Below are 21,835 nucleotides of genomic sequence, written 5' to 3' on the forward strand. Positions count from 1 at the left end.
TTATAAGTTCTTATAATAAGTGTTATATATTATAAATAGACTATACCATTAATATATATGTTCAGTATTTCCACAGAATATACCTTGCCAAGTGAATATATATTAACCAAATAAACTAAATATATTATTTGTCTTTTTAATAAAAATTCATAAGAATAATCAAAGTCAGAGTTTTGAATAAACTTGTTCAGTAAAACTAAAGGCAAAGGATTGATTTTATGCTGACATTACTTGGTGTTGGCATGATTTTATGCTTCATGTATTTAATCATGTCCAAACGTTTAAGCCCTATTATTGCTTTAATTCTTATCCCATTTATTTTTTCTCTTATCGCTTGGGGCCTAGGTCATTACTTTGAAAGCTTAAGTCATATTGAGCTTAAGGGTCTCAGCGAAATGATGCTAGAAGGCATCAAAAAACTTGCGCCTACTGGCGTAATGTTATTATTCGCAATTTTATATTTTGCCTTAATGATCGATGCAGGTCTTTTCGATCCTCCGGTTAAATGGATTTTGAAAAAAGTTAAAGGCGACCCTTTAAAAATTACATTAGGGACCGTTTTTTTAACTACATTAGTTTCTCTTGATGGTGATGGCTCAACGACATATATGATTTGTGTAGCAGCGATGCTCCCTCTCTATCAACGCCTAGGTATGAATACACTCATCATGACAGCACTTATGTTGTTATGTAGTGGTGTAATGAACCTCACACCATGGGGTGGTCCTACTGCCCGTGCAGCGAGTGCGCTTCAAGTTGATCCAAGCCATATTTTTGTACCAATGATCCTTCCAATGGTGATTAGTATTGGCTGGTTATTCTTCTTGGCATATTTATATGGTCGATATGAGCAAAAACGTTTAGGCGTGATTGAGCTTGAAAGTCATCATGGCGACAACATTACTGTTTCAAAAGATCCAGAAGCGACTCGTCCACATTTACGTAAAGTAAATATGGTGCTCACCATTCTTCTTATGATTGCATTGATCAAAGGTATTTTACCAATGTCAGTGTTGTTCATGCTGGCATTCTGTATTGCGATGCTTATCAACTATCCAGATGTTGATATGCAGAAGAAACGTATCGCTATGCATGCAGATAGTATCTTGGCTGTTGTAGGCTTAATTTTTGCGGCAGGTATTTTTACAGGTATCTTATCTGGCACAGGCATGGTTGAAGCAATGTCTAAAGAATTTGTCGCAATGATTCCTGCAAGTATGGGTCCATATCTCGCACCGATTACAGCTTTCGTAAGCATGCCATTGACCTTCTTTATGTCAAATGATGCATTCTTCTATGGTGTATTACCTATTCTTGCTGAAGCTGCTTCACATTATGGTATTAGCCCAGAAGCGATTGCTCGTGCTTCAATTGTAGGCCAACCTGTACACTTATTATCACCACTTGTTCCATCAACTTACTTGTTATGTGGTCTTGCTAAAGTCGATTTTGCAGATCATCAAAAATTCACTTTTAAGTGGGCATTTATTACTTGTATGGTGTTGATGGGTACAGCATTAGTGATTGGTGTTTTCCCACTTTTTAGTGCGGTCTAACTAACTACATTTTGCTATAAAAATAAAAGCCCCAATTGGGGCTTTTATTTTTATTTATTCACATACTCAATCATGGCATCTAAGAACGCATGAAAATGCAAGCTAATATCTTCTTCTAAAATTTTATAGGCATTATCAAATTGCACCATTGGCCAACCTTCTTTCCAAAATGGGAAGATGTCATGCAAGTCATGAGTAACAATTGCATCTTCTCGCACAATTGCTTGTGAAATTTGTGCCAAAACTTGCGCTGTTTCTGCACCATCAATAGCTAAATAATCAATACCACGTGCTTTTAAAATACGAATTCGATCTTTTTTATAGCGAATTTTTTTAGCTTGAGCTGCATTCAAACCTAGTGCAAGAGTAACTGCCTCAACGAACTTCTCTTCAAAATTTGTATTTAGTGCCACCAAAGCCTGTTTATGCGCTTCCTGACGTCCTGCTTTCCCCCCGCTACGGATGATCTCATTTGCTTCCGTATCTAGCTTATCTTTTTTCATCGACTGTAAAATGTCTAAAATTTCGATATCGCTTAAAGATTCAGGAGATTGCTCAAACATAGGAGTCCTTATACATACAACTAAAGGCACATTCTCTCATAAAAGCGATATTAAAGCAGAACAAAATTTTAAGTAGCCTATCACCGTGACTATTTTTATAGTCCTAACTTCACAGATTACACTTATAAAATCAGATAATTCTTTGGTTATGATTTTAATTATTTGCCAAATTAATTTTACCCTGATAATATTATTTTACCCCGATAAAAATATACGGCTAAAATGAATACTACAATCACCTATACTGCTTTTACTGGAAGTACACTTATTGCAAGCGACTCCATTGTTGAACTTGCAAAAAAACTCAAAGATCTTCCGAAAACAACGGAAAATATTCTGATTTTTAATGATCAAACAGGTCAACAAATTGATCTTGATCTTTCTGGTTCGGAACAAGAATTTCAACAACGTTATGCTGAGCCAGAAGAAATTAAAAAAGTTGGACGACCTAAACTTGGTGTAATTTCTCGTGAAATCACTTTACAGAAAAAACATTGGGATTGGTTAGATCAACAAAGTGCGAGTGCCTCAGCAGTGATTCGCAAGTTAATTGATAAAGAGTTAAATAACCCAAATTCTGAAGGCAATATTATGCTCGCCAAACAAGCCATCGACCGTTTTATGTCTGCCATGTTAGGCAATATGCCCAATTATGAGGAAGCAACACGCGCCTTATATCAAGGTGATCGAGATACATTTTTAAAGATGATCCAGAGCTACCCTAAAGATTTAAGAGAATATTTAACTTTAAAAGCTCAAAATATTTTCTAAACTCAATAAAAAACCCGCTTACGCGGGTTTTTTAGAACTCATTTTTCAATCTATTAAAGACGAACCAATTCCACGATTTTTTCTACTGCTTCTTCTATAGTTTCAGCAGCTATCTCTGTATCTATACCTTCCACAGAAGTTGTGATAATTACAACACCCGTCTCACGTAATAGAATCAATTGCTCAGCTGTTAAATTTGCTTTCGCGATCGCAACTACACCTTGCTGAATCAGCAAACTTTCTAAGACTTGAGCTTTTTCAATTAATTGTGCAGAAACACCAATAGCAGCAGGTTTTTGACCTAAACGAGCAGCACGGTCTTCGGCAGTAACAGCATTGCTATGAGCAGTCCATTCTACTGCCGCCTCTACCATGCCCGCGCCAACAGTCACGTTACTTAAACGGTCAATAAAAATAAATGAACCTGTGTAACGCGAATCTTGATAACGGTCAAACACGACTGGAGCATCGAACTCAACCACAACATCCGCAATTGCATTTAACTCAAGCTCTTCGACCTGAGTATGCTCAAGTGTATTTACGTTCACACGATAGTGAATATTAGTCACTTTTGCTGGAACAGTTTGTGTACCAATCTTAATGTTGTACAACTTACCTTTTACAAGCGGGTGCTCATTCATCCATACCACAGAAGCACGAACGCTACGTGAAATTAATGGTTGCTCGCCAGCACGCACCAAAACGTTACCACGGCTAATATCAATTTCGTCGTTTAACGTTAATGTAACTGCTTGGCCTGCAACTGCTTGCTCAAGGTTACCGTCAAAAGTAACGATTTCTTTAACCGTAGAACGCTTACCAGAAGGTAACGCTACAATTTCATCACCAACATTGATTTCACCTAAAGCAACAGTACCAGCAAAACCACGGAAGTCGAGGTTTGGACGGTTCACATACTGAACAGGGAAACGGAATTCATGTTTGTTAGATTCGCGGCTAATTTCCACAGACTCAAGAATACTCATTAAGGTCTGACCTTTGTACCAAGGAGTATGAGCAGATGGATTTACAACGTTATCGCCATTTAAAGCAGAAATTGGAACAAATAAGATATTGGCTGGGCGACGATCACCTAACTGGCTCACGAATGCATCATATTCAATCTGAATTTCAGTAAAACGCTCAGGTGAATATTCAACCAAGTCCATTTTATTAATGGCAACAACAATATTCTTAATACCAAGCAAACTTGCAATAAATGTATGACGACGCGTTTGCGTTTGAACACCATAGCGCGCATCAATCAAGATAATTGCAAGATCAGCAGTCGATGCACCAGTTGCCATGTTACGGGTGTATTGTTCATGTCCCGGTGTATCAGCAATAATAAATTTACGCTTTTCAGTCGAGAAATAACGATACGCTACATCAATGGTAATACCTTGCTCACGCTCAGCTTGTAAACCATCTACAAGTAGTGCCAAGTCTGGTGCATCACCTGTCGTACCCACTTTTTTACTGTCACGGGTTACTGCTTGTAATTGATCTTCATAAATCAATTTTGAATCGTAAAGTAAACGGCCAATTAAGGTACTTTTACCGTCATCTACGTTACCGCAAGTCAAAAAGCGTAAAAGGTCTTTTTGTTCATGTTGTTTTAAATAAGCCAGAATATCTTGGCTGATTAAGTCTGATTGATGAGACATTGCTCAAACTCCACAAATTTAGAAACTGTCTTAGAAATAGCCTTCTTGCTTTTTCTTTTCCATTGAGCCTGCTTCATCATGGTCAATCATACGACCTTGACGCTCAGAACTTGTTGCCAATAACATTTCCTGAATAATTTCTGGCAATGTATCAGCTTCAGACTCAACTGCACCTGTTAATGGGTAACAGCCAAGCGTACGGAAACGTACAGACTTCATTTGCGGAACTTCACCCTCTTTTAAACGCATACGTTCATCATCCACCATAATGAGCGTACCACTACGCTCAACCACAGGACGAACAGCAGAGAAATAAAGAGGAACAATTTGAATATTTTCTAAATAGATATATTGCCAAATATCTAACTCTGTCCAGTTTGATAATGGGAATACACGAATACTTTCGCCTTTGTTCACTTTACCATTGTAAAGGTTCCAAAGTTCAGGACGCTGGTTTTTAGGGTCCCAACGATGCTTACTATCACGGAATGAATACACACGCTCTTTCGCACGTGATTTTTCTTCGTCACGGCGCGCACCACCAAAAGCAGCATCAAATTGATATTTATCCAAAGCCTGTTTTAAAGCTTGGGTTTTCATAATATCTGTATATTTTGAGCTACCATGATCAAATGGATTGATCCCTGCTTCACGGCCTTCTTTGTTCTGATGAACAATTAAATCAAAGCCATGGGTTTTTGCCATGTTATCGCGAAACGCAATCATGTCTTTAAACTTCCAACCTGTATCTACGTGTAATAAAGGAAATGGAAGTTTCGCAGGATAAAATGCTTTTAAAGCAAGATGAAGCATTACAGCCGAGTCTTTACCAATTGAGTAAAGCATGACTGGATTTTCAAATTCTGCCGCAACTTCACGAATAATATGAATACTTTCAGCTTCAAGTTGCTTGAGATGTGTAAGTCTTGATTCAGTCATGAACACGTCCTTCTCTATCCATTTTGCCCATAAAATCTAGAAGTGGTATTAAACCACCACTTAGAAGACCATGTGGAGGAACGAGTGCCATAACAACTCCAATTTTTTGTGATAAATAATCCAACTACATGCCTTTATGAGGCTTATAGCATTAGTTATGCATTATAGTGATTTAAAACTGTTTTCTTTTGCTTGTTTTTTCATATTGATATTCAAATTCATCATATAAATGTAAAATACTGATTCACATAGATAACATGTCCATCCTAGCTCGCATCGTTAACCGAAGCAAATCACGATCTCATCTTTAGATTTCTTTAAATACCATAAAAAAAGAGAAGCCATTTTAGCTTCTCCTTTTCATCAGCAATATTTAAGTCTTAAAAACCAAACATTTTACGTTCTAACGGAATTTCAATACCAATAGATGCACCTGAATCATTACCCTCTAAATCAGAGTCACTAATCCAACCATTAATTTTTAATGGAAGATCAGGTTTGATGTAATGCGTCCAAGTTAAATCAAGCGCTTTAATTTTATCTTCTTTAGGGAACGCTTTATTAATTGCAAGATTAGACTCATTCACCTTAACAACCATTGCACGGCCACTTAAGCGATTCATCGTGTCAAAGCGAATATCACCACCGACAGAGTACATTTGACCATCACCACCCATTGCATGTCCTAAAGGGAAACCATGCTGATAATAACCATCTGTATAAATATAATGATTATAAGAGATTCCTTTTACATCATTATTGGTACGTGTATCTGCCCATTCAGCATAAACTTGATAAGGCATATCTTTATAGCTAGAAGAATAATCAGCACCAGCTAAATACATTTTTTTAGAAGGAAGCAAACCGGCTTCATCTTCACCTACATATTGACCATAAATACCAACAGGAACATTTAAAAGAGATTGCAGATTTAAACGAGCATCAAATCCAGCAATTTGGTTAGATCTGTCTTCAGCTGCATCATAAACATTATCATTACCTTTAATTGCATTCCATAATGAGTTCCAACTTTCAGAACGCCCTTCACCACCCCATTGTAAAGTTCGGGAAGCACCCAGTTCCAAGTAAGGTAATGGACTTGCCGTAACACGCAAACCTAATAACTTAGCATGAGGAATAGCTTTATAATCATCTAACTGACCTGCAAATAATTGGTATTGCCAAGGACCAATCCAAGATAACCATTTGGTATCAAATGCATTTTGTATAGCTCTTTGAGCTGTCACCCCATACACAGGACGACTTGCATCACCACGGATTAAACTACCATCATGGCCAGGTCCCCACCATGTTGGAATTTGACCAGCAACAACCCATTGGTTCCAAATTTTACCAGCGACATAAGAACCTTCCACATTGACATCATGGCCATTATCAATTTGTGGATCTTTTTCTGCGTTTACACGGATTTTTGCATCCCAGTTTTCACCGCCCGCATTAAACTCTACAGAACCTTGATACTGTGATTTTTGGTTATCGCCAAAAGCTTGTGGAAGATTTTTAATATCAGATTCGGCAAAAGCACCCACTTTAACTGTATCGTTATCTGCCTTTAATGCATTGAGAACTGAGTTAATAACTTTTTGTTGAGCTGGATGTGTTACTTTAGCCTGAGAGAGTGCGCGCTGAATTTCATCACCGCTTAAAGGCCAAGTAGAAGTGCTGATGTTAATAACACCTTGTTGATTCAACCAATTTAAATCTGTACGCAAATCATCATTATTAAGCACCAAACCTTGGGCAAAAACAGCTGATGAGGCAGCTGCTAATAATGCAATTGAAAGTGTTTTTCTTAAAAACATGTCAGCACAATTCTCAAAGTTATTTATGAGCAACACATTAATTTTTTTATCGCAAATTTGCAATTGTTAAACTGTGCAATTACATTTTTTAACGTGCTCTTAAGTTTTCTATAATTTAAGTGTTTTTTATATATAAATAGTTAATAAAAAAGGCAGTATAAACTGCCTTTTTCTGTTTTAAAGATTAAATTAACCTTCTTTACGACGCATATGCGGGAATAAAATTACATCACGAATACTTGGTGCGTCTGCAAAAAGCATAACCAAACGGTCAATACCAATACCTTCACCCGCTGTTGGCGGTAAGCCGTACTCAAGCGCTTCAACAAACTCTGCATCGTAATGCATTGCTTCATCGTCGCCTGCGTCTTTTTCAGCAACCTGAGCTTGGAAACGTTCAGCCTGATCAATCGGGTCATTTAACTCACTAAAACCATTTGCCAATTCACGACCACCAATGAAGAACTCAAAACGATCGGTAATGTGCGGATTGTCATCATTACGGCGAGCAAGTGGAGAAGTCTCGGCTGGATATTCAGTAATAAAGGTAGGTTGACGAAGTTTAGTCTCAACTGTTTCTTCAAATACGATCGTTTGAAGCTTACCTAAACCAAAACCAGGTTTAACTTCTTCTTTCAGCTCTTCTCGCACAAATTTTGCAAGGAATTCACGGTCACCCACATTTTCTGGTGTGAACTGAGGGTTATTCTCTAAGATCGCATCAAACATAGAGATTTTCTTGAATGGCCCTTTAAAGCTAAACACTTCACCTTGGTAAGGCACATCAGTTGTACCTAAAATATCAAGAGCTAACTTTTCAAGCATGTTTTCAGTTAAAGCCATCAAGTCTTTATAATCAGCATATGCTTGATAAAACTCGATCATTGTAAACTCAGGATTGTGACGTGTTGACACCCCTTCATTACGGAAGTTACGGTTAATTTCGAACACACGCTCAAAACCACCAACAACCAAACGCTTTAAATAAAGCTCAGGTGCTATACGCAAGAATAAGGGCATATCTAGAGCATTGTGATGTGTTTCAAACGGACGTGCAGACGCACCACCCGGAATTACATGCATCATTGGCGTTTCAACTTCCATGAATCGTTCATTTGTTAAAAATGCGCGAATACCTGCAACAACTTTGGCACGAATTTCAAAAGTTTTACGCGTTTCTTCATTCACGATTAAGTCAAGGTAACGTTTACGGTACTTAACTTCTGTATCGTTCAAACCATGAAATTTATCTGGTAATGGACGAAGTGATTTTGTAAGAAGTTCAAAACCTTCAAGGTGTACATACAAATCACCTTTACCAGAGCGACCGATATAACCTTCAGCAGCAATAATGTCGCCTAGGTCTAAACCTTTAATGGTTTCAAGAATATCTTTTGGTAAACCTTTGCGGTCAACATATAACTGGATACGACCAGTCATGTCTTGGATTACCATGAAAGAACCGCGGTTCAACATGACACGGCCAGCAACTTTTACATAGACATGTTCAGCGCTTTCAATCTGTTCTTTCGACTGATCTTTAAATTGTTCTTGTAGATCAGCAGCGTAGTGTTCACGTTTGAATGTATTTGGCCAAGGACTTTTTCCAGTATCCTTTGCAACATCTTGGATTTGCTTTAATTTGGCATGACGCTGTGCAATTAAATCGTTTTCGGAAATAGTTGGTTCAGAAGTCGATTGAGCGTTTTGTTGCGTCATCTCTGCCTCGATTTAAGTAAAAATGAAGTGGCATAGCTTAACAGATTGCTGAGGTTTTTCGAATGATTTCAATCAAACAAAAATGAAAAAAGTCAAAGCAGTCAAACTAAAGACGTTTTGAATGAAGAAAATTACTTAGACCAATCGCTAAGATCATTTTTTTTAGCTTTAAGTAAAATATAAAAAAATCCAAATAACCTCGATTTTTAAAAGGCCTATTTTGCCTTTTATTTTATCTATGAGATTGTGTAGCAAATAATGAAAATTCTATTTTTACATGGCTTGGATTCTTCTCGTGAATCAACAAAATTCCATGCCATTTTATATCCTGAAAAATTTTGTATTGATGTGGATTATCGTAACTTAAGTTATGCCTCAGTGAAGGACTTTTATCATCAAGCAATTGAAACGATTAAACCAGATTTATTAGTCGGCCATAGCCTTGGTGGCTACTGGGCTTTAAAAACAGCTGCTCAACATAAATTAGCTGTTGTTGTTGCAAATCCAAGCCTTAATCCTAGTTTTCGTAATGATTATCCCGACCTTTGTGATGAAGATCTTGATCACTCTAATCCTAAAATGGCTTATTTAGAATTAGGAGACGAGCAACTTGATATGTATCAAGTACAGGAAAAGCTTTCACCTTATATGACAGTAGAAACATATGACGGAGGCCATCATCGTCTTGCTTATCCTTCTCGTCTCAATGATCTTATTTCTAAAATTCATAAAAAATACTTTGCCTAAACAACAAACTGAGTAAGATGAACTAGCTCCCTTCTGCAATATGTTTTACAACTTCAAAACCTTGAACAAAGCCACTTTTTAACATACCGATATATTCAGGTAAGGTGGCCAATTCAACTTTTAAAGTTGTAGTATTCCCATTTTGGCTTAAAAAATATTTTTCTAACGAACCACTCCAGCCTTTCACCTCTTCACTTTCTAAGTCTTCCTTACCTTCTTTAATCATTCCTAAATGTTTAAAAATTAGCACCTCAGGCTTTTTCATTTCTTCAATGGTCGAAACCATTCCATTCCCTTCTCCGTCTAGAAAATATGTTTTACCACCAATCTTCCAGTCAGTACGCATTGAAGAATCTGGCGCAAAAAATTTCGTCCATGCATTATATGTCTCGCTATTCCAAAGTATGTTCCATACTTTTTCTATAGGCGCGTTAATTTCTACTTCATATACTAGAATTTCCATATTCAATTTCCTTATCTCTGTTACTCAAGTGTTCAATAAACTTTCTCGTTTTATATAAACATGAATTCATCTGTCTATTTATTAATCAGCTTATGTTTTTAAGAACTTTATTTATATAAATGCTTTGTTCTTTTTGTAACCCTTCATATCACTTAAAACCTTATTACATTAATAAGTGAATAAAAACATATGATTTATTATGTGCTTATGTTGAAGTTTTGCCTAAATAACCAGTTATTTGTCTCGATATGCCATTCACCTTTGCTTACGAATGATTAAACTCCCTTATGTGCTTTACTTTAAATGTAGAACTGCGTAAAAATTTGATACCCGATCAAAGCTACATTAGTTATTATTGAGCGGATCGTAGTTACATTATTAATAGATGGAATAGTTTTACTGAAAGGCAGCTTTGAGCAAACTTATCAGTGCGGAGAGTCTCATGAAAAAATATCAATGTATCGTTTGTGGATGGATTTACGATGAAGCAGAAGGTTGGCCACAAGACGGCATTGCAGCTGGAACAAAATGGGAAGATATCCCTGATGATTGGACTTGCCCTGATTGTGGCGTTTCAAAAGCTGACTTTGAAATGATCGAAATCTAATGTCTTAACCTAAAAGGCCATGATTTACATGGTCTTTTTTATATATCACCAATCACCGTATTAAATGAACAATTCTAATTCTGGAGAAAAAAATGCATCCAATCGTCATTATCGGATCAGGCATGGCGGGTTATACCTTAGCACGTGAGTTCCGTAAGCTTAACCCAGAGCAAGAACTTGTGATGATTTGTGCGGATGATGCGGTGAACTATGCAAAACCAACGTTATCTAACGCTTTTGCAGGTAAAAAGGCTCCGGAACAAATTCCGTTAGGCGATGCTGCAAAAATGAGTGCACAGCTCAATATGCGTATTGAACCTTTTACATGGGTGAAAGAAATTTTAGCTGAGCGTCATGAGCTTGTTCTGGAGAAAGATGGGGTAACTTCAAATCAACCCTATTCAAAACTGATTTTAGCCGTTGGTGCCAACCCGATTCGTCTTGCAATTGCAGGTGATGGCAGTGATGACATTCATGTAGTGAACTCACTGATTGATTATCGTACCTTCCGCGAAAACCTGGCTCAGCGCAAAGATAAACGTGTTGTGATTTTGGGTGCTGGTTTAATTGGTTGCGAATTTGCCAACGACTTACTTCATAGTGAATATGATGTAACGGTAATTGATTTAGCACCTCAACCATTAGGCCGTTTATTACCATCACACATTGCTTCAGCTTTCCAAGAAAATCTTGAAGAAGCAGGAGTTAAATTTGCATTAGGCACAACCGTTGAAAAAGTAAGTAAGATCAATGATGGTGAAGATTACGCCGTTACATTAGCAAATGGTCAAACTTTAGTTGCTGATATCGTGCTTTCAGCAATTGGCCTACAACCAAATATTTCTCTTGCTCAAAGCGCAAATATTCAAACCAGCCGTGGTGTAATTACGAATAGCTTGCTTGAAACGAATCAAGCAGATATTTATGCGATTGGTGACTGTGCGGAAGTGAACGGTACCCTGCTTCCATATGTAATGCCAATTATGCAACAAGCGCGTGCTCTAGCAAAAACATTAAGCGGCCAACAAACAAATGTACATTACCCTGCAATGCCAGTTGCGGTAAAAACCCCGGCTGCACCACTTACAGTTTTACCGGCACCGGTTGATGTCGATGTAAATTGGGAAACTGAAGAATTCGACGATGGTATGCTTGCTAAAGCAATTGACAATGAAGGAACATTGCGTGGTTTCGTATTGTTAGGTGCAACAGCAGGCAAGCAACGTTTAACGTTAACTAAGCTTGTTCCAGATCTTATTCCTGCCCAAGCATAAGGTTTAAACTGGGAATACTCGCTCAAGAGTATTCCTTCAAGGAATGCATAACATGAATAGCGCCTTACAATTTAGTATTTCACCCTACACTCCTTTTATGCAAGAAACCAAAGTCAACTTAGGCAATGGTATTGAATTGCATGTAGAAGTAGGTGGAAAAGCAGAGCATCCGACCATTTTGCTAATTATGGGCTTAGGTGCCCAAATGCTATTTTGGCCGGACTTTTTCTGTAAATCGCTCATTGATCAAGGTTTTCGTGTTATTCGTTTTGATAACCGTGATATTGGCCTTTCTTCAAAAGTTCGTCATCAGGGTAAACGTTTAAATACCATGAAGTTGATGGGACGCTTTGCATTAGGGCTAAAAAATCAGGGCGCACCTTATACATTGTATGATATGGCAGACGATGTATCGATGCTTCTCGACCGTTTAGGGGTAACTAAAGCACATGTGGTCGGTGCATCAATGGGTGGTATGATTGCCCAGATTCTTGCTGCAAAATATCCGGAAAAAGTAGAAAAATTAGGTTTGATGTTTACCAGTAACAACCAACCTTTTTTACCACCACCATTTCCTAAACAACTTTTAAGCTTGATTGGCAAACCCGAATCACGTGATGAAGAAGGGATTGTTAACCACAGCTTAAAATTATTCCAATTGATTGGTTCTCCTGGTTATATTAATCATATTGAAGCCGTTCAAACTGCACGAAAACTTTATCAACGTAGCTATTATCCTGCTGGTGTACTTCAACAGTTTTTAGCAATATTATGTACAGGTTCCTTACTGCAACTGGACCGTGAAATTAAGCAACCCACCATAGTCTTACATGGCTCTCGTGACCGCTTACTTCCACCAAGCCACGGTAAGGCTGTAGCAAAAGCAATTTCCGGTGCTAAGTTTGAATTAATTGATGGAATGGGGCATGATATCCCTGCCCATTTTATTCCACAGCTTAGCGGTTTATTTGCGCATCATTTTAAATCATCATACTAGGACACTATGGCTGCATTACCCTCACTAAGACAGCTATCATATTTAGTTACGTTGTCGGAAACTTTGCATTTTACTGAAGCAGCACGCCGCTCTTTTGTTACCCAATCGACTTTATCGGGCGGTATCATGGAGCTGGAAAGGCTATTAGGTGGCGTTCTGGTTGAGCGTGACCGTCAGAATGTGCGCTTAACACCATTAGGTGAACAAGTCGTTGCTAGAGCCCGTGTATTGCTAGCAGATGCTCAGGATTTAATGCGTTTAAGCCGTGAAATGAGTGAACCATTAACTGGTGATCTTCATTTGGGTGTTATTCCAACCATTGCACCTTTTATCCTGACACGGTTACTTGATGAAGTGCATCAACAATTACCAAAGATTCAGTTGCATTTACATGAAGCTCAAAGTGAGAAAATTGTAGAGCGCTTAGAACACGGTAATTTGGACATGATCGTCCTTGCCCTACCTTTTGACACAAGAAGTCTAAAAGTAGCTGAAATTTCAAAAGAAAATTTATATCTTGTTTGTAGTAAGCAAGATACAAATGCACTTCAAGCAAATTCACTCGATGACCTTGATTTGTCGCGTCTTATTTTGCTTGAAGAAGGCCACTGTTTACGTGACCATGTATTAAGTGCTTGTCCAATTGGTGAACGTAAAAACGATAACCGTTTAAAAGCAAGTTCGTTACCAACATTAGTCGAAATGGTTTCTTCTAATTTAGGTTTTACGCTTTTACCAGAAATCGCAATTGAAAATAGTATGATCAAGTTTAATGATCAGATTACTGCAAAACCAATTGAAGATGCACCAAGTCGTACACTAGCGCTCGTTACACGTAAAAGTACGCCATTGCAAAGCGAGTTTGATGTACTACTGCAAATCATGCAGAAAATCACAACAAATTTACATGAATAAAAAAAGGAGTCTTCGGACTCCTTTTTCTTTTACTGTGCTGTTAAAGATGCCCATTTAAAGACCCAAGCCGATTTCAGATCCAAACTCTCATCTGAAATTATTTTTTCTCGAATAATTTGTGCAATCGCAAAATCATTGGCGGGGTCTACCATAACCCGTATGCCTTTTGTGGTTGGGCTAGTCACAATCTTATATCCTTTCGCCTGCAATTGAGACTGGATCATATTTGCTTTATTTTGATTAGGTGCCAATGCAACTTGTACCATCCATTTTTTTTCGCCATTTTCTAAAATTTCTTTAGCTACTGCTGCATCAAGCTGTTTTTTATTCTCAAGATTTTTCTTTTCTTCTATTTTTTTTAATTGAGTATCTTCAACTTTCTTTTGTGCTACCAGCTCATCTTGAGTAGGTTTTCTTTTCTGAACCGTTATTACTTTATTTTGTGTATCATTTTTCTTATTTTTCTCCTTAGAAGGTTGTATAAAGTAGGGATATATCATTTGATCATCATATTTATGAAATACAATAATATCTCCATAGCACTTTTGATCTGCATACGCAGTCACTGGCATTACCCCTAAAAATATTCTAATAAATAAACTTTTAATAAAGCATTGCATATTATTCACTTACCAAAGTTAAGTATATTTAATGCAGCGTATTAAAGTAGATTTCACATAATTTGTATATTTTTAAAATTCAATGTTTTATGTAAAGAATCACATATTTTTAAAACATATTGCGGTGATTCAAACTATTATCGTATATCCTGCAACCATTTAAGAAACCAGATTAAATTACTATGAATTTCAAACAATTAAAAAGCCGACATGATGCCGGCTTTTTAATATTAAGTTTTATTTAAATGTTTCTAATAATTCTCTTTGAGCATTATGTAGTTTTTCACCTTCAGCAGGTTGAGCACGGACCCACGTACCATCACCTTGTAATAACCAAGCTTGCTGATTGTCTTGCAAATAATTAAGAAGACCTTGCTGATAAATTCGCTTTTTCAATGCAGGATCTTCAATCGGGAAGCATGCTTCAACACGATTAAATAGGTTACGATCCATCCAGTCTGCACTTGAACAGTAAATACGTGCATCACCATTATTACTAAAGTAATAAACACGTGTATGCTCAAGGAATCGTCCTACGATTGAACGTACTCGAATATTTTCCGATAAATTTGGCAATCCTGGGCGTAAGCAACAAATAGAACGGATAATGAGATCTACCTGTACCCCTGCTTGAGAAGCTTCATACAATTTATTGATTAATTGAACTTCCGTTAAAGCATTCACTTTCACAATAATTTGAGCTTTACGACCAGCCTTTGCATTGGCAATTTCTTCATCAATAAAGTTGATGAGCTGAGCATGCAAAGTAAAAGGTGCATGGAGTAACTTTTTCAGTTTTGCCATTTTGCCCATACCTGTTAACTCTTGGAAGATACGGTGTACGTCTTCACATAAGTCTTTATCAGTCGTCATGAGACCATAATCGGTATAAATACGGGCATTCATCGCATGGTAGTTACCTGTTCCTAAATGAACATAACGTACCAATTTATTATTTTCACGGCGTACCACCATAATCATTTTGGCATGGGTTTTATAACCCACGATACCGTAAACGACTACCGCTCCTGCTTCTTGAAGTACATTCGCCACTTCAATGTTTGATTCTTCATCAAAACGGGCACGTAATTCAATAACTGCCGTTACTTCTTTTCCGTTACGTGCAGCTTCAGCCAAGACTTGTACAATTTCCGAATCAACTCCACTACGGTAAAGCGTTTGTTTAATTGCAAGTACTTGTGGATCACGTGCTGCTTCGCGGAGTAACTGAATAACTGGAGCAAAAGATTCAAATGGATGATGAAGCAAAATATCCTGCTTTTGCATGGCAGAGAAAATACTCTCGGTCTTTTTAAACACTTTCGGTACGACTGGCGTATGCGAGTCATAACGCAAATGAGGGCGTTTAAAGTTTGAAACCAGACGAGCCAAGTTTACAGGACCATCAACTTTATATAGTTGTTCTTCGTTTAAGTCGAATTCTTCAAGCAGATATTCATAAATATGTTGCGGACAGTTATGAGTTACTTCCAAACGAACTGCACGCCCAAATCGGCGTGAACTTAATTCACCTTTTAAAGCTTTAGCTAAATCTTCAACGTCTTCATTGAGCGCCAAATCGGCATTACGAGTTACACGGAATTGATAACATCCAGTTGCAGTCATGCCAGGGAATAAGTCTGATACATGTTCATGAATAATCGCAGACAGCATGACATGATGCTCTTTACCACCCGTTAACTCATCTGGTAATCGTACAACACGAGGTAATGAACGCGGCGCGGGTACAACGGCTAAATCAATTTGACGGCCAAATGCATCTTTACCTTCTAAGGTCACAATGAAGTTAAGGCTTTTGTTAACTAAACGCGGGAATGGATGAGCTGGATCTAGACTAATTGGTGTTAAAACAGGTGCAACTTGTTCTTGAAAATATTTTTTAACCCAAGCCGATTGAGCGGGTGTTAACTCCCCACGACGCAAGAAGCAAATGTCTTCTTCACGGAGTTTAGGCAAAATTTCTTCATTTAAAATACGATATTGGCGTTCAATTGCCGCATGAGCAGTCTCAGAGATTTTTTGTAAGACTTGTCTTGGTGTTAAACCATCAGGGCTTCGGCTTTCATTGCCTAGAGCATATTGCTCCATAACTCCTGCCACACGAATTTCAAAAAACTCATCTAAATTACGCGAAAAAATGAGCAAGAAATTCATTCGCTCAAGTAATGGATGTAAAGGGTCGACTGCCTGTTCCAGTACACGCAAATGAAAGTCAAGAATAGACAATTCACGATTAATATAACGGTCGTTATAACTATATTCTGTTGGGGTCGTTGCTGTAATCGCTGTATTCATGTCTAACTTAATCTCTTTCCAACCAAAATCTCTGCAAAATAGTATGCTGCAAATTTATGTCAATTTGATAAAAACTAAAAAAATAACACATCTTTAAGACAGAGTTATTCAGGAATCTGGGTGCTATTCATATAACGTAAAATAACGCGTTTTCGATATTGTAGTTTATGGTCATTACGGTGATCTTGATAATATTTTGGATCAGGCAATAACGCGGCTAAAAAAGCAGCTTGTTCACGCGTTAAGCTTTTAGCACTTTTACCATAATAATATTGAGAAGCTGCTTCAACACCATATAAATGTTTGCCAAACTCAACCGAGTTCATATACACCTCAAGAATTCGGCGTTTTGACCACATGCGCTCCATCATCCATGTCGCTACTGTTTCTTGGCCTTTACGAATAAATGAACGCTTATTATATAAGAACAAATTCTTTGCAAGCTGTTGAGACACGGTAGAACCACCCGCAACAACTTCACCCTCTTCATTGTTACGCTCAAGGGCAAAACGAATACCTTGCCAATCAAAGCCATGATGATGGATAAATTTTGCATCTTCACCAGCTAAAATCGCATGTTTGAAATTATCGCTAATATCGTCATAGTCGAGCCATTCATGAATGATTGGCCGAGATGTATCTGACCAATAATCAATTCGCATAAACATGGTGGTATCAACTTCATGTGTACGCCACCAAACCAAACTTGAGAAGATCCAAAGCTGAATTAAGAGAATTGCCCCAATAAAAATTAACAACACGCGAACAATAAAAGCTTTCATGTTCGTCCTGATCTCCTGTATTCAACTTTTTTCATGTTAAGCTGTAAAGCATGTTCATATATAACAAAAGCATAGCATGACTCAATCTCAGCCTCCGCACATTAATCGTAAACTCAATGTACAAGCATGGTGGCTGACCGCCCTACTGATCTCAATCAATGTAGGTTTGTTCATCTGGCAAATTATATCTGGGGTCGACATTAGTGACCCAGCCATAAAAGATGCTCTTCACTGGGGAGCAGATTTTACACCACTTACTTTCTCTGGACAGCCAGAACGTTTATTTACCAGCATGTTTTTTCACTTTGGTATCATTCACCTTATGCTTAACATGTGGGCCTTATATATTTTCGGTAATGTCGCTGAAGCTTTATTTGGCCGTTTATATTTTATTGGTCTGTATTTGCTTGCTGGTCTGTTTGGCAGCCTTTTAAGTAGTTATATCAATATTCAAAATGGACATGAATTACTACAACATTTCGATCAAAGCTTACTTCCCCATGTCAGTGCGGGTGCCTCGGGTGCCGTGATGGGACTAGGTGCAGCTTTAACTGTTCTTTCTTTATTTCCACCCTTACCACACCAAGCCTACATACTTGATAAAAAAGCATTATTAATGATTATGGCGATTAACCTTATATTCGGTTTGGTTGCCACAGGTATTAATAATGCTGCACATGTTGGTGGCATGATTATGGGTGCATTACTCGCACTGATTTGGTATTTAAGCTATCGCACTCAATTTAGAAGCCTCCTAAAATTTTTAGGGTTGGTGGGAGGCCTTTTAATAACTGTCGGCTTCTATATTTACTGTAATCAGCTCAACTCACCATTACTTCCGCTTTGGCATGAGGTTTTAATTCAGAACCCAGAAATACTACCTTAACTTAAATCTGATTCAGCTCTCGCAAACTTTGTAATGGTGGCAAATTACAAAGATATCCTAGTCGATATCGACCAATGAGAGCGCAAATGAGCATCATGGCAAGGGGTAAAATCAACCATATTTCAATATGCCACTGTAGAGCCATATTCATTTTATAACTTGCAATTGCACTAATTACCTCAGCAAAACAGCAGGCAACAATGCCTGCTAATAAGCCTAAAAATCCAATTTCTAAGCTCAGCATTTGCTTCATTTTATTTTTAGACAAACCAAATGAACGTAACAAAGCAACTTCCCGACGGCGCTCATCCATTAACAGATTTAAACAAGCAATTAAAACGAGTATTCCAGAAAAGCCAACTAAAGCCGCAAGCACAGTCACAATTTTGACTAATACATTCATTAAACGCTTTACTTCATCCAAAATACGGTCAACATCAATAAAAACTGTATTTGAAAATTGCTGAATAATATGAATCATTTTAGGCTGATCTTGTTTAGGCACGTAAAAACTACCCAAGTAGCTACCCGCATTCTCATCTAAAGTTTTTGGCGAAAAAATAAAGAAGAAATTTGGACTAAAACTTTCCCATTCAACACTCCTGAAGTTTACAACTTTAGCCTGTAAAGTACCGTCTGGCAGACTAAAGGTCAGCTTATCCCCAATTTGAATACCTAGACTTTCAGCAGTTTTTGCCTCTACTGAAACTTGGCCTACAGCGTTGAACCCAGATTGACCTTTTGTAATGGCATTGTCATTTGGTAAAGCACTCGACTGAGTTAAATTTAATTCACGACGTAAAGCATTATTTTGCTTTATAGCTTCTTCTGAAAAAGGCACATCATTCTTGGCAAGTAAACGCCCACGAATGTTTGGGTATAACGGTGTACTTTGCCAACCATTTTGCTTTAACTGTTGCTCAAAAGCTTTTAAATCGAATGGAGGTAGGCCATAAACAAACTGGTTTGGTGTTCCCTCTGGTAATTGCTGTTGCCAACGCTCTAATAAATCTGTCCTGAGTACACTTAACACGGTAATGAGGCTTAAACCCAAAGCCAGTGCTGTAATTTGTAAGGCACTTTGCGATGGTGAACGAATATAAAAAGACAAACGGGTTTTCATCTTTTTTAAAGCACGAAGCAATAGCCAGACAACGGTGTAAAGTAAAATGCAAAGTAGAATAATCGCTGTTAATACCCAAATGCTGAGCATTAAATTTTCACTTAAAACTAAGCTAAAAATAACAAGACTGGTAATACCAGCAAAGAACATAAAGAATAACGATTTTCGAGATTTTGCCTGCTCTCGAATAACTCGAATTGGAGGTGTATTTAACAGCTCCCAAATGCTTGGCAAAATAAATCCGAGTAGCACAATCACACTCGTAAAAATGGCAATTGGTAAAGGGCCAATTAAAAAACCGACCGCGGAAAAACTTAACTCTAGTTGTGGAATGAGCTGCAACATAAGCTCAAGCAAGCCATAGCCCATCATTATTCCGAGTAGGCTACCGATCACAATCGAAACTGCACTGACTACACAAAGTAGCCCGATATAGGCCCATAAAATTTGGAACTTACTGGCACCTAAACAACGTATTAAAGCAATATGATCTTGGTTTTGCTGAACATAACGCTGACTCGTTAACGCGATGGCAATGCCACATAATAAAATCGTTAAAATATTGGCAAGTTGTAAGAATGTATCGAGGTTTTCTAACGGACGTAATAATCTACTATTTGATTCACTGGCATCGCGTAAGCGTAAACCTGCAGGTTCTTCCTGATCATTTACGGGTTTATGTTGCTGTTTAAATTGCTTACTAAAGTTCTGAACCTGTTCAGGTTGACCAGACATTAACAATCGATAATCAATTCTACTGCCAGTTTGTATTGCATGGGTTTTAGCTATATCGGCTTGATGAATAATAACGGTGGGCGAAAAACCTGAAAAACCGAGTTCTTGATTTGAATCTCGTACAATGACACCACTAAAGCTAAATTCGGCATCTGCAATAGAAACCGTATCGCCTAGTTTAACTTTAAGTAAATCGGCTGCTCTTTGACTTAACCACACTTGGCCTGGTTGAATACTCTGTGTACTAGGTGCTATCTCAAGCTCTCCTCTTAATGGGAAAGCAGGTTCTATTGCTTTGACATTGACCATGACAAACTGATCTTGAGTATGCGCCATTGAACTAAACATGGTCACATTGGTCTGCCTTAAACCAAGCCGCTCTGCTTTTTTCTGCCATTTAGTGTCTAGAGGTTCGTTATTCGACAGAACTAAATCAGCTGCTAACATTTGCGCTGCTTGTAGACTTACCGCATTTTTAACCTGATCATTACTAAACTTAAGGGCCGTGGTTGCGCTAATGGCAAGTGAAAGCGCAATAATAAGTAAATATAGCCCTCCAGTACGAAAGCTTTGTAGTAAAAGTGGCTTAAGTAAATTACGCATAGTCTAACCACCCTGTACTGTCTTTAGTCGGCCGTCATCTAACTCAACATGACGTTGACAAAGCGCTGCCAAGTTACGGTCATGTGTGACCAAAATAAGCGTTGTACCAAGCTCTTTATTTAAATCAAAAAGTAGAGTTTCAATTTCTTGTGCTGTCTGACCATCTAAGTTCCCAGTAGGTTCATCGGCAAAAATGATTTGTGGTTCGGCAATGAGAGCCCGAGCAATTGCCACGCGTTGCTGCTCTCCTCCAGATAAGACTTTAGGGGTTTGCTCTGCCTGTCGGCTCAAGCCTACTCGATGCAACCAATCTAAGGCTTTTTGTTCAGCAACTTTATAATCAAAATCTTTACGCAACCGAAGTGGTAACATCACATTTTCAAGTGCACTTAACTGCGGTAAAAGTTGGAAAGACTGAAATACAAAACCGATATGCTGCATTCGAATTTGAGCGCGCTGCTCTTCTGTTAACTGATGAACCGCCTGTCCACATAGCCACACCTCACCTTCAGACGGCTGATCTAAAGTCGCTAAAATACCCAGTAAGGTTGATTTTCCCGAACCAGAACGTCCTGTAATTGCTACCTGCTCCCCTTCATAAATTTCTAAATCAATATTTTTTAAAATCGTAAACTGATTTTGGTTAATCTGAATAGTTTGTGTAACTTGATGGGCAGCAATGATAGGTTGTGGCATGATGTGGACAGTCCTATATATTTAGTATTCGGG

General features: G+C 38.0%; 20 protein-coding genes. 8 read left to right on the forward strand and 12 right to left on the reverse strand.

Annotated features, from left to right (window positions below; all coding sequences use genetic code 11):
• Positions 1-218: 218 nt before the first annotated feature.
• Positions 219-1,556 carry a CitMHS family transporter gene (locus ACG59Z_RS11695; RefSeq protein ID WP_263613171.1) on the forward strand — a complete coding sequence of 446 codons (1,338 nt, stop codon included), beginning with the start codon at positions 219-221 and terminating at the stop codon, positions 1,554-1,556.
• 50 nt (positions 1,557-1,606) lie between these two features.
• Here ACG59Z_RS11695 and ACG59Z_RS11700 read toward each other — a convergent pair whose 3' ends face one another.
• Positions 1,607-2,119 (reverse strand): hypothetical protein, encoded by a 513-nt coding sequence (locus ACG59Z_RS11700; RefSeq protein ID WP_004703085.1) that lies wholly within the window; start codon positions 2,117-2,119, stop codon positions 1,607-1,609.
• A gap of 222 nt (positions 2,120-2,341) precedes the next feature.
• Between ACG59Z_RS11700 and ACG59Z_RS11705 the strand changes: the two genes are divergently transcribed.
• On the forward strand, positions 2,342-2,890 hold the full coding sequence (locus ACG59Z_RS11705) for a DUF2239 family protein (protein ID WP_400199503.1): 549 nt from the start codon (positions 2,342-2,344) through the stop codon (positions 2,888-2,890).
• 53 nt (positions 2,891-2,943) lie between these two features.
• Here the strand turns inward: ACG59Z_RS11705 and cysN are convergent, their stop codons facing one another.
• The 5 genes from cysN to lysS all read right to left on the reverse strand — a co-directional run bounded on the left by cysN (position 2,944) and on the right by lysS (position 9,038).
• Positions 2,944-4,557 carry a sulfate adenylyltransferase subunit CysN gene (cysN, locus tag ACG59Z_RS11710; protein WP_400199505.1) on the reverse strand — a complete coding sequence of 538 codons (1,614 nt, stop codon included), beginning with the start codon at positions 4,555-4,557 and terminating at the stop codon, positions 2,944-2,946.
• Between the two features lie 30 nt (positions 4,558-4,587).
• Positions 4,588-5,496, reverse strand: a complete 909-nt coding sequence (cysD, locus tag ACG59Z_RS11715) for a sulfate adenylyltransferase subunit CysD (RefSeq protein WP_000140408.1) — start codon at positions 5,494-5,496, stop codon at positions 4,588-4,590.
• Entirely contained in the window at positions 5,489-5,620 is a 132-nt protein-coding gene (locus ACG59Z_RS11720) for a hypothetical protein (RefSeq protein ID WP_002054314.1), read from the reverse strand. Before ACG59Z_RS11720 ends, cysD begins: the two co-directional genes overlap by 8 nt.
• A gap of 256 nt (positions 5,621-5,876) precedes the next feature.
• Complete coding sequence (locus ACG59Z_RS11725) at positions 5,877-7,319, reverse strand: capsule assembly Wzi family protein (RefSeq protein WP_396462657.1); 1,443 nt, start codon at positions 7,317-7,319, stop codon at positions 5,877-5,879.
• A 189-nt stretch (positions 7,320-7,508) separates the two neighbouring features.
• Entirely contained in the window at positions 7,509-9,038 is a 1,530-nt protein-coding gene (lysS, locus tag ACG59Z_RS11730) for a lysine--tRNA ligase (RefSeq protein WP_263613166.1), read from the reverse strand.
• A gap of 258 nt (positions 9,039-9,296) precedes the next feature.
• Between lysS and ACG59Z_RS11735 the strand changes: the two genes are divergently transcribed.
• Positions 9,297-9,785 (forward strand): YqiA/YcfP family alpha/beta fold hydrolase, encoded by a 489-nt coding sequence (locus ACG59Z_RS11735; protein ID WP_311086399.1) that lies wholly within the window; start codon positions 9,297-9,299, stop codon positions 9,783-9,785.
• A gap of 22 nt (positions 9,786-9,807) precedes the next feature.
• Here ACG59Z_RS11735 and ACG59Z_RS11740 read toward each other — a convergent pair whose 3' ends face one another.
• Positions 9,808-10,248 carry an SRPBCC domain-containing protein gene (locus ACG59Z_RS11740; RefSeq protein ID WP_311086400.1) on the reverse strand — a complete coding sequence of 147 codons (441 nt, stop codon included), beginning with the start codon at positions 10,246-10,248 and terminating at the stop codon, positions 9,808-9,810.
• A gap of 442 nt (positions 10,249-10,690) precedes the next feature.
• On the opposite strand from ACG59Z_RS11740, the gene rubA reads away from it, so the two are divergent.
• From rubA to oxyR, 4 genes are all read left to right on the forward strand, one after another.
• On the forward strand, positions 10,691-10,855 hold the full coding sequence (rubA, locus tag ACG59Z_RS11745; RefSeq protein ID WP_000760495.1) for a rubredoxin RubA: 165 nt from the start codon (positions 10,691-10,693) through the stop codon (positions 10,853-10,855).
• Between the two features lie 92 nt (positions 10,856-10,947).
• Entirely contained in the window at positions 10,948-12,129 is a 1,182-nt protein-coding gene (gene rubB / locus ACG59Z_RS11750; protein WP_263613164.1) for a rubredoxin reductase RubB, read from the forward strand.
• A gap of 52 nt (positions 12,130-12,181) precedes the next feature.
• The gene (gene estB, locus ACG59Z_RS11755; RefSeq protein ID WP_400199510.1) at positions 12,182-13,126 is read left to right on the forward strand and encodes an esterase EstB; all 945 of its coding nucleotides are present in this window, start codon (positions 12,182-12,184) and stop codon (positions 13,124-13,126) included.
• Between the two features lie 6 nt (positions 13,127-13,132).
• The gene (oxyR, locus tag ACG59Z_RS11760) at positions 13,133-14,041 is read left to right on the forward strand and encodes a LysR family transcriptional regulator OxyR (RefSeq protein ID WP_002054474.1); all 909 of its coding nucleotides are present in this window, start codon (positions 13,133-13,135) and stop codon (positions 14,039-14,041) included.
• A gap of 29 nt (positions 14,042-14,070) precedes the next feature.
• Here oxyR and ACG59Z_RS11765 read toward each other — a convergent pair whose 3' ends face one another.
• The 3 genes from ACG59Z_RS11765 to mtgA all read right to left on the reverse strand — a co-directional run bounded on the left by ACG59Z_RS11765 (position 14,071) and on the right by mtgA (position 17,759).
• The gene (locus ACG59Z_RS11765) at positions 14,071-14,661 is read right to left on the reverse strand and encodes an SPOR domain-containing protein (RefSeq protein WP_396462654.1); all 591 of its coding nucleotides are present in this window, start codon (positions 14,659-14,661) and stop codon (positions 14,071-14,073) included.
• 237 nt (positions 14,662-14,898) lie between these two features.
• The gene (gene ppk1 / locus ACG59Z_RS11770; RefSeq protein WP_263613161.1) at positions 14,899-16,977 is read right to left on the reverse strand and encodes a polyphosphate kinase 1; all 2,079 of its coding nucleotides are present in this window, start codon (positions 16,975-16,977) and stop codon (positions 14,899-14,901) included.
• A 104-nt stretch (positions 16,978-17,081) separates the two neighbouring features.
• Positions 17,082-17,759, reverse strand: a complete 678-nt coding sequence (gene mtgA / locus ACG59Z_RS11775) for a monofunctional biosynthetic peptidoglycan transglycosylase (protein WP_263613160.1) — start codon at positions 17,757-17,759, stop codon at positions 17,082-17,084.
• 76 nt (positions 17,760-17,835) lie between these two features.
• Between mtgA and ACG59Z_RS11780 the strand changes: the two genes are divergently transcribed.
• Entirely contained in the window at positions 17,836-18,645 is an 810-nt protein-coding gene (locus ACG59Z_RS11780; protein ID WP_396479596.1) for a rhomboid family intramembrane serine protease, read from the forward strand.
• 1 nt (position 18,646) lies between these two features.
• Here ACG59Z_RS11780 and ACG59Z_RS11785 read toward each other — a convergent pair whose 3' ends face one another.
• A complete protein-coding gene (locus tag ACG59Z_RS11785) occupies positions 18,647-21,106 on the reverse strand; it encodes an ABC transporter permease (RefSeq protein ID WP_400199514.1) in 2,460 nt (819 codons plus the stop codon).
• Positions 21,107-21,109: 3 nt separating this feature from the next.
• Positions 21,110-21,802 carry an ABC transporter ATP-binding protein gene (locus ACG59Z_RS11790; protein WP_396462648.1) on the reverse strand — a complete coding sequence of 231 codons (693 nt, stop codon included), beginning with the start codon at positions 21,800-21,802 and terminating at the stop codon, positions 21,110-21,112.
• Positions 21,803-21,835 lie beyond the last annotated feature (33 nt).

The organism is Acinetobacter sp. ABJ_C1_1, from assembly GCF_044684115.1.
Taxonomy (GTDB): domain Bacteria; phylum Pseudomonadota; class Gammaproteobacteria; order Pseudomonadales; family Moraxellaceae; genus Acinetobacter; species Acinetobacter nosocomialis_A.

Coding starts and splice junctions, on each gene's coding strand:
- ACG59Z_RS11695 (WP_263613171.1), top strand. CDS start 219: ATGCTGACATTACTTGGTGTTGGCATGATTTTATGCTTCATGTATTTA.
- ACG59Z_RS11700 (WP_004703085.1), bottom strand. CDS start 2,119: ATGTTTGAGCAATCTCCTGAATCTTTAAGCGATATCGAAATTTTAGAC.
- ACG59Z_RS11705 (WP_400199503.1), top strand. CDS start 2,342: ATGAATACTACAATCACCTATACTGCTTTTACTGGAAGTACACTTATT.
- cysN (WP_400199505.1), bottom strand. CDS start 4,557: ATGTCTCATCAATCAGACTTAATCAGCCAAGATATTCTGGCTTATTTA.
- cysD (WP_000140408.1), bottom strand. CDS start 5,496: ATGACTGAATCAAGACTTACACATCTCAAGCAACTTGAAGCTGAAAGT.
- ACG59Z_RS11725 (WP_396462657.1), bottom strand. CDS start 7,319: ATGTTTTTAAGAAAAACACTTTCAATTGCATTATTAGCAGCTGCCTCA.
- lysS (WP_263613166.1), bottom strand. CDS start 9,038: ATGACGCAACAAAACGCTCAATCGACTTCTGAACCAACTATTTCCGAA.
- ACG59Z_RS11735 (WP_311086399.1), top strand. CDS start 9,297: ATGAAAATTCTATTTTTACATGGCTTGGATTCTTCTCGTGAATCAACA.
- ACG59Z_RS11740 (WP_311086400.1), bottom strand. CDS start 10,248: ATGGAAATTCTAGTATATGAAGTAGAAATTAACGCGCCTATAGAAAAA.
- rubA (WP_000760495.1), top strand. CDS start 10,691: ATGAAAAAATATCAATGTATCGTTTGTGGATGGATTTACGATGAAGCA.
- rubB (WP_263613164.1), top strand. CDS start 10,948: ATGCATCCAATCGTCATTATCGGATCAGGCATGGCGGGTTATACCTTA.
- estB (WP_400199510.1), top strand. CDS start 12,182: ATGAATAGCGCCTTACAATTTAGTATTTCACCCTACACTCCTTTTATG.
- oxyR (WP_002054474.1), top strand. CDS start 13,133: ATGGCTGCATTACCCTCACTAAGACAGCTATCATATTTAGTTACGTTG.
- ACG59Z_RS11765 (WP_396462654.1), bottom strand. CDS start 14,661: ATGCAATGCTTTATTAAAAGTTTATTTATTAGAATATTTTTAGGGGTA.
- ppk1 (WP_263613161.1), bottom strand. CDS start 16,977: ATGAATACAGCGATTACAGCAACGACCCCAACAGAATATAGTTATAAC.
- mtgA (WP_263613160.1), bottom strand. CDS start 17,759: ATGAAAGCTTTTATTGTTCGCGTGTTGTTAATTTTTATTGGGGCAATT.
- ACG59Z_RS11780 (WP_396479596.1), top strand. CDS start 17,836: ATGACTCAATCTCAGCCTCCGCACATTAATCGTAAACTCAATGTACAA.
- ACG59Z_RS11785 (WP_400199514.1), bottom strand. CDS start 21,106: ATGCGTAATTTACTTAAGCCACTTTTACTACAAAGCTTTCGTACTGGA.
- ACG59Z_RS11790 (WP_396462648.1), bottom strand. CDS start 21,802: ATGCCACAACCTATCATTGCTGCCCATCAAGTTACACAAACTATTCAG.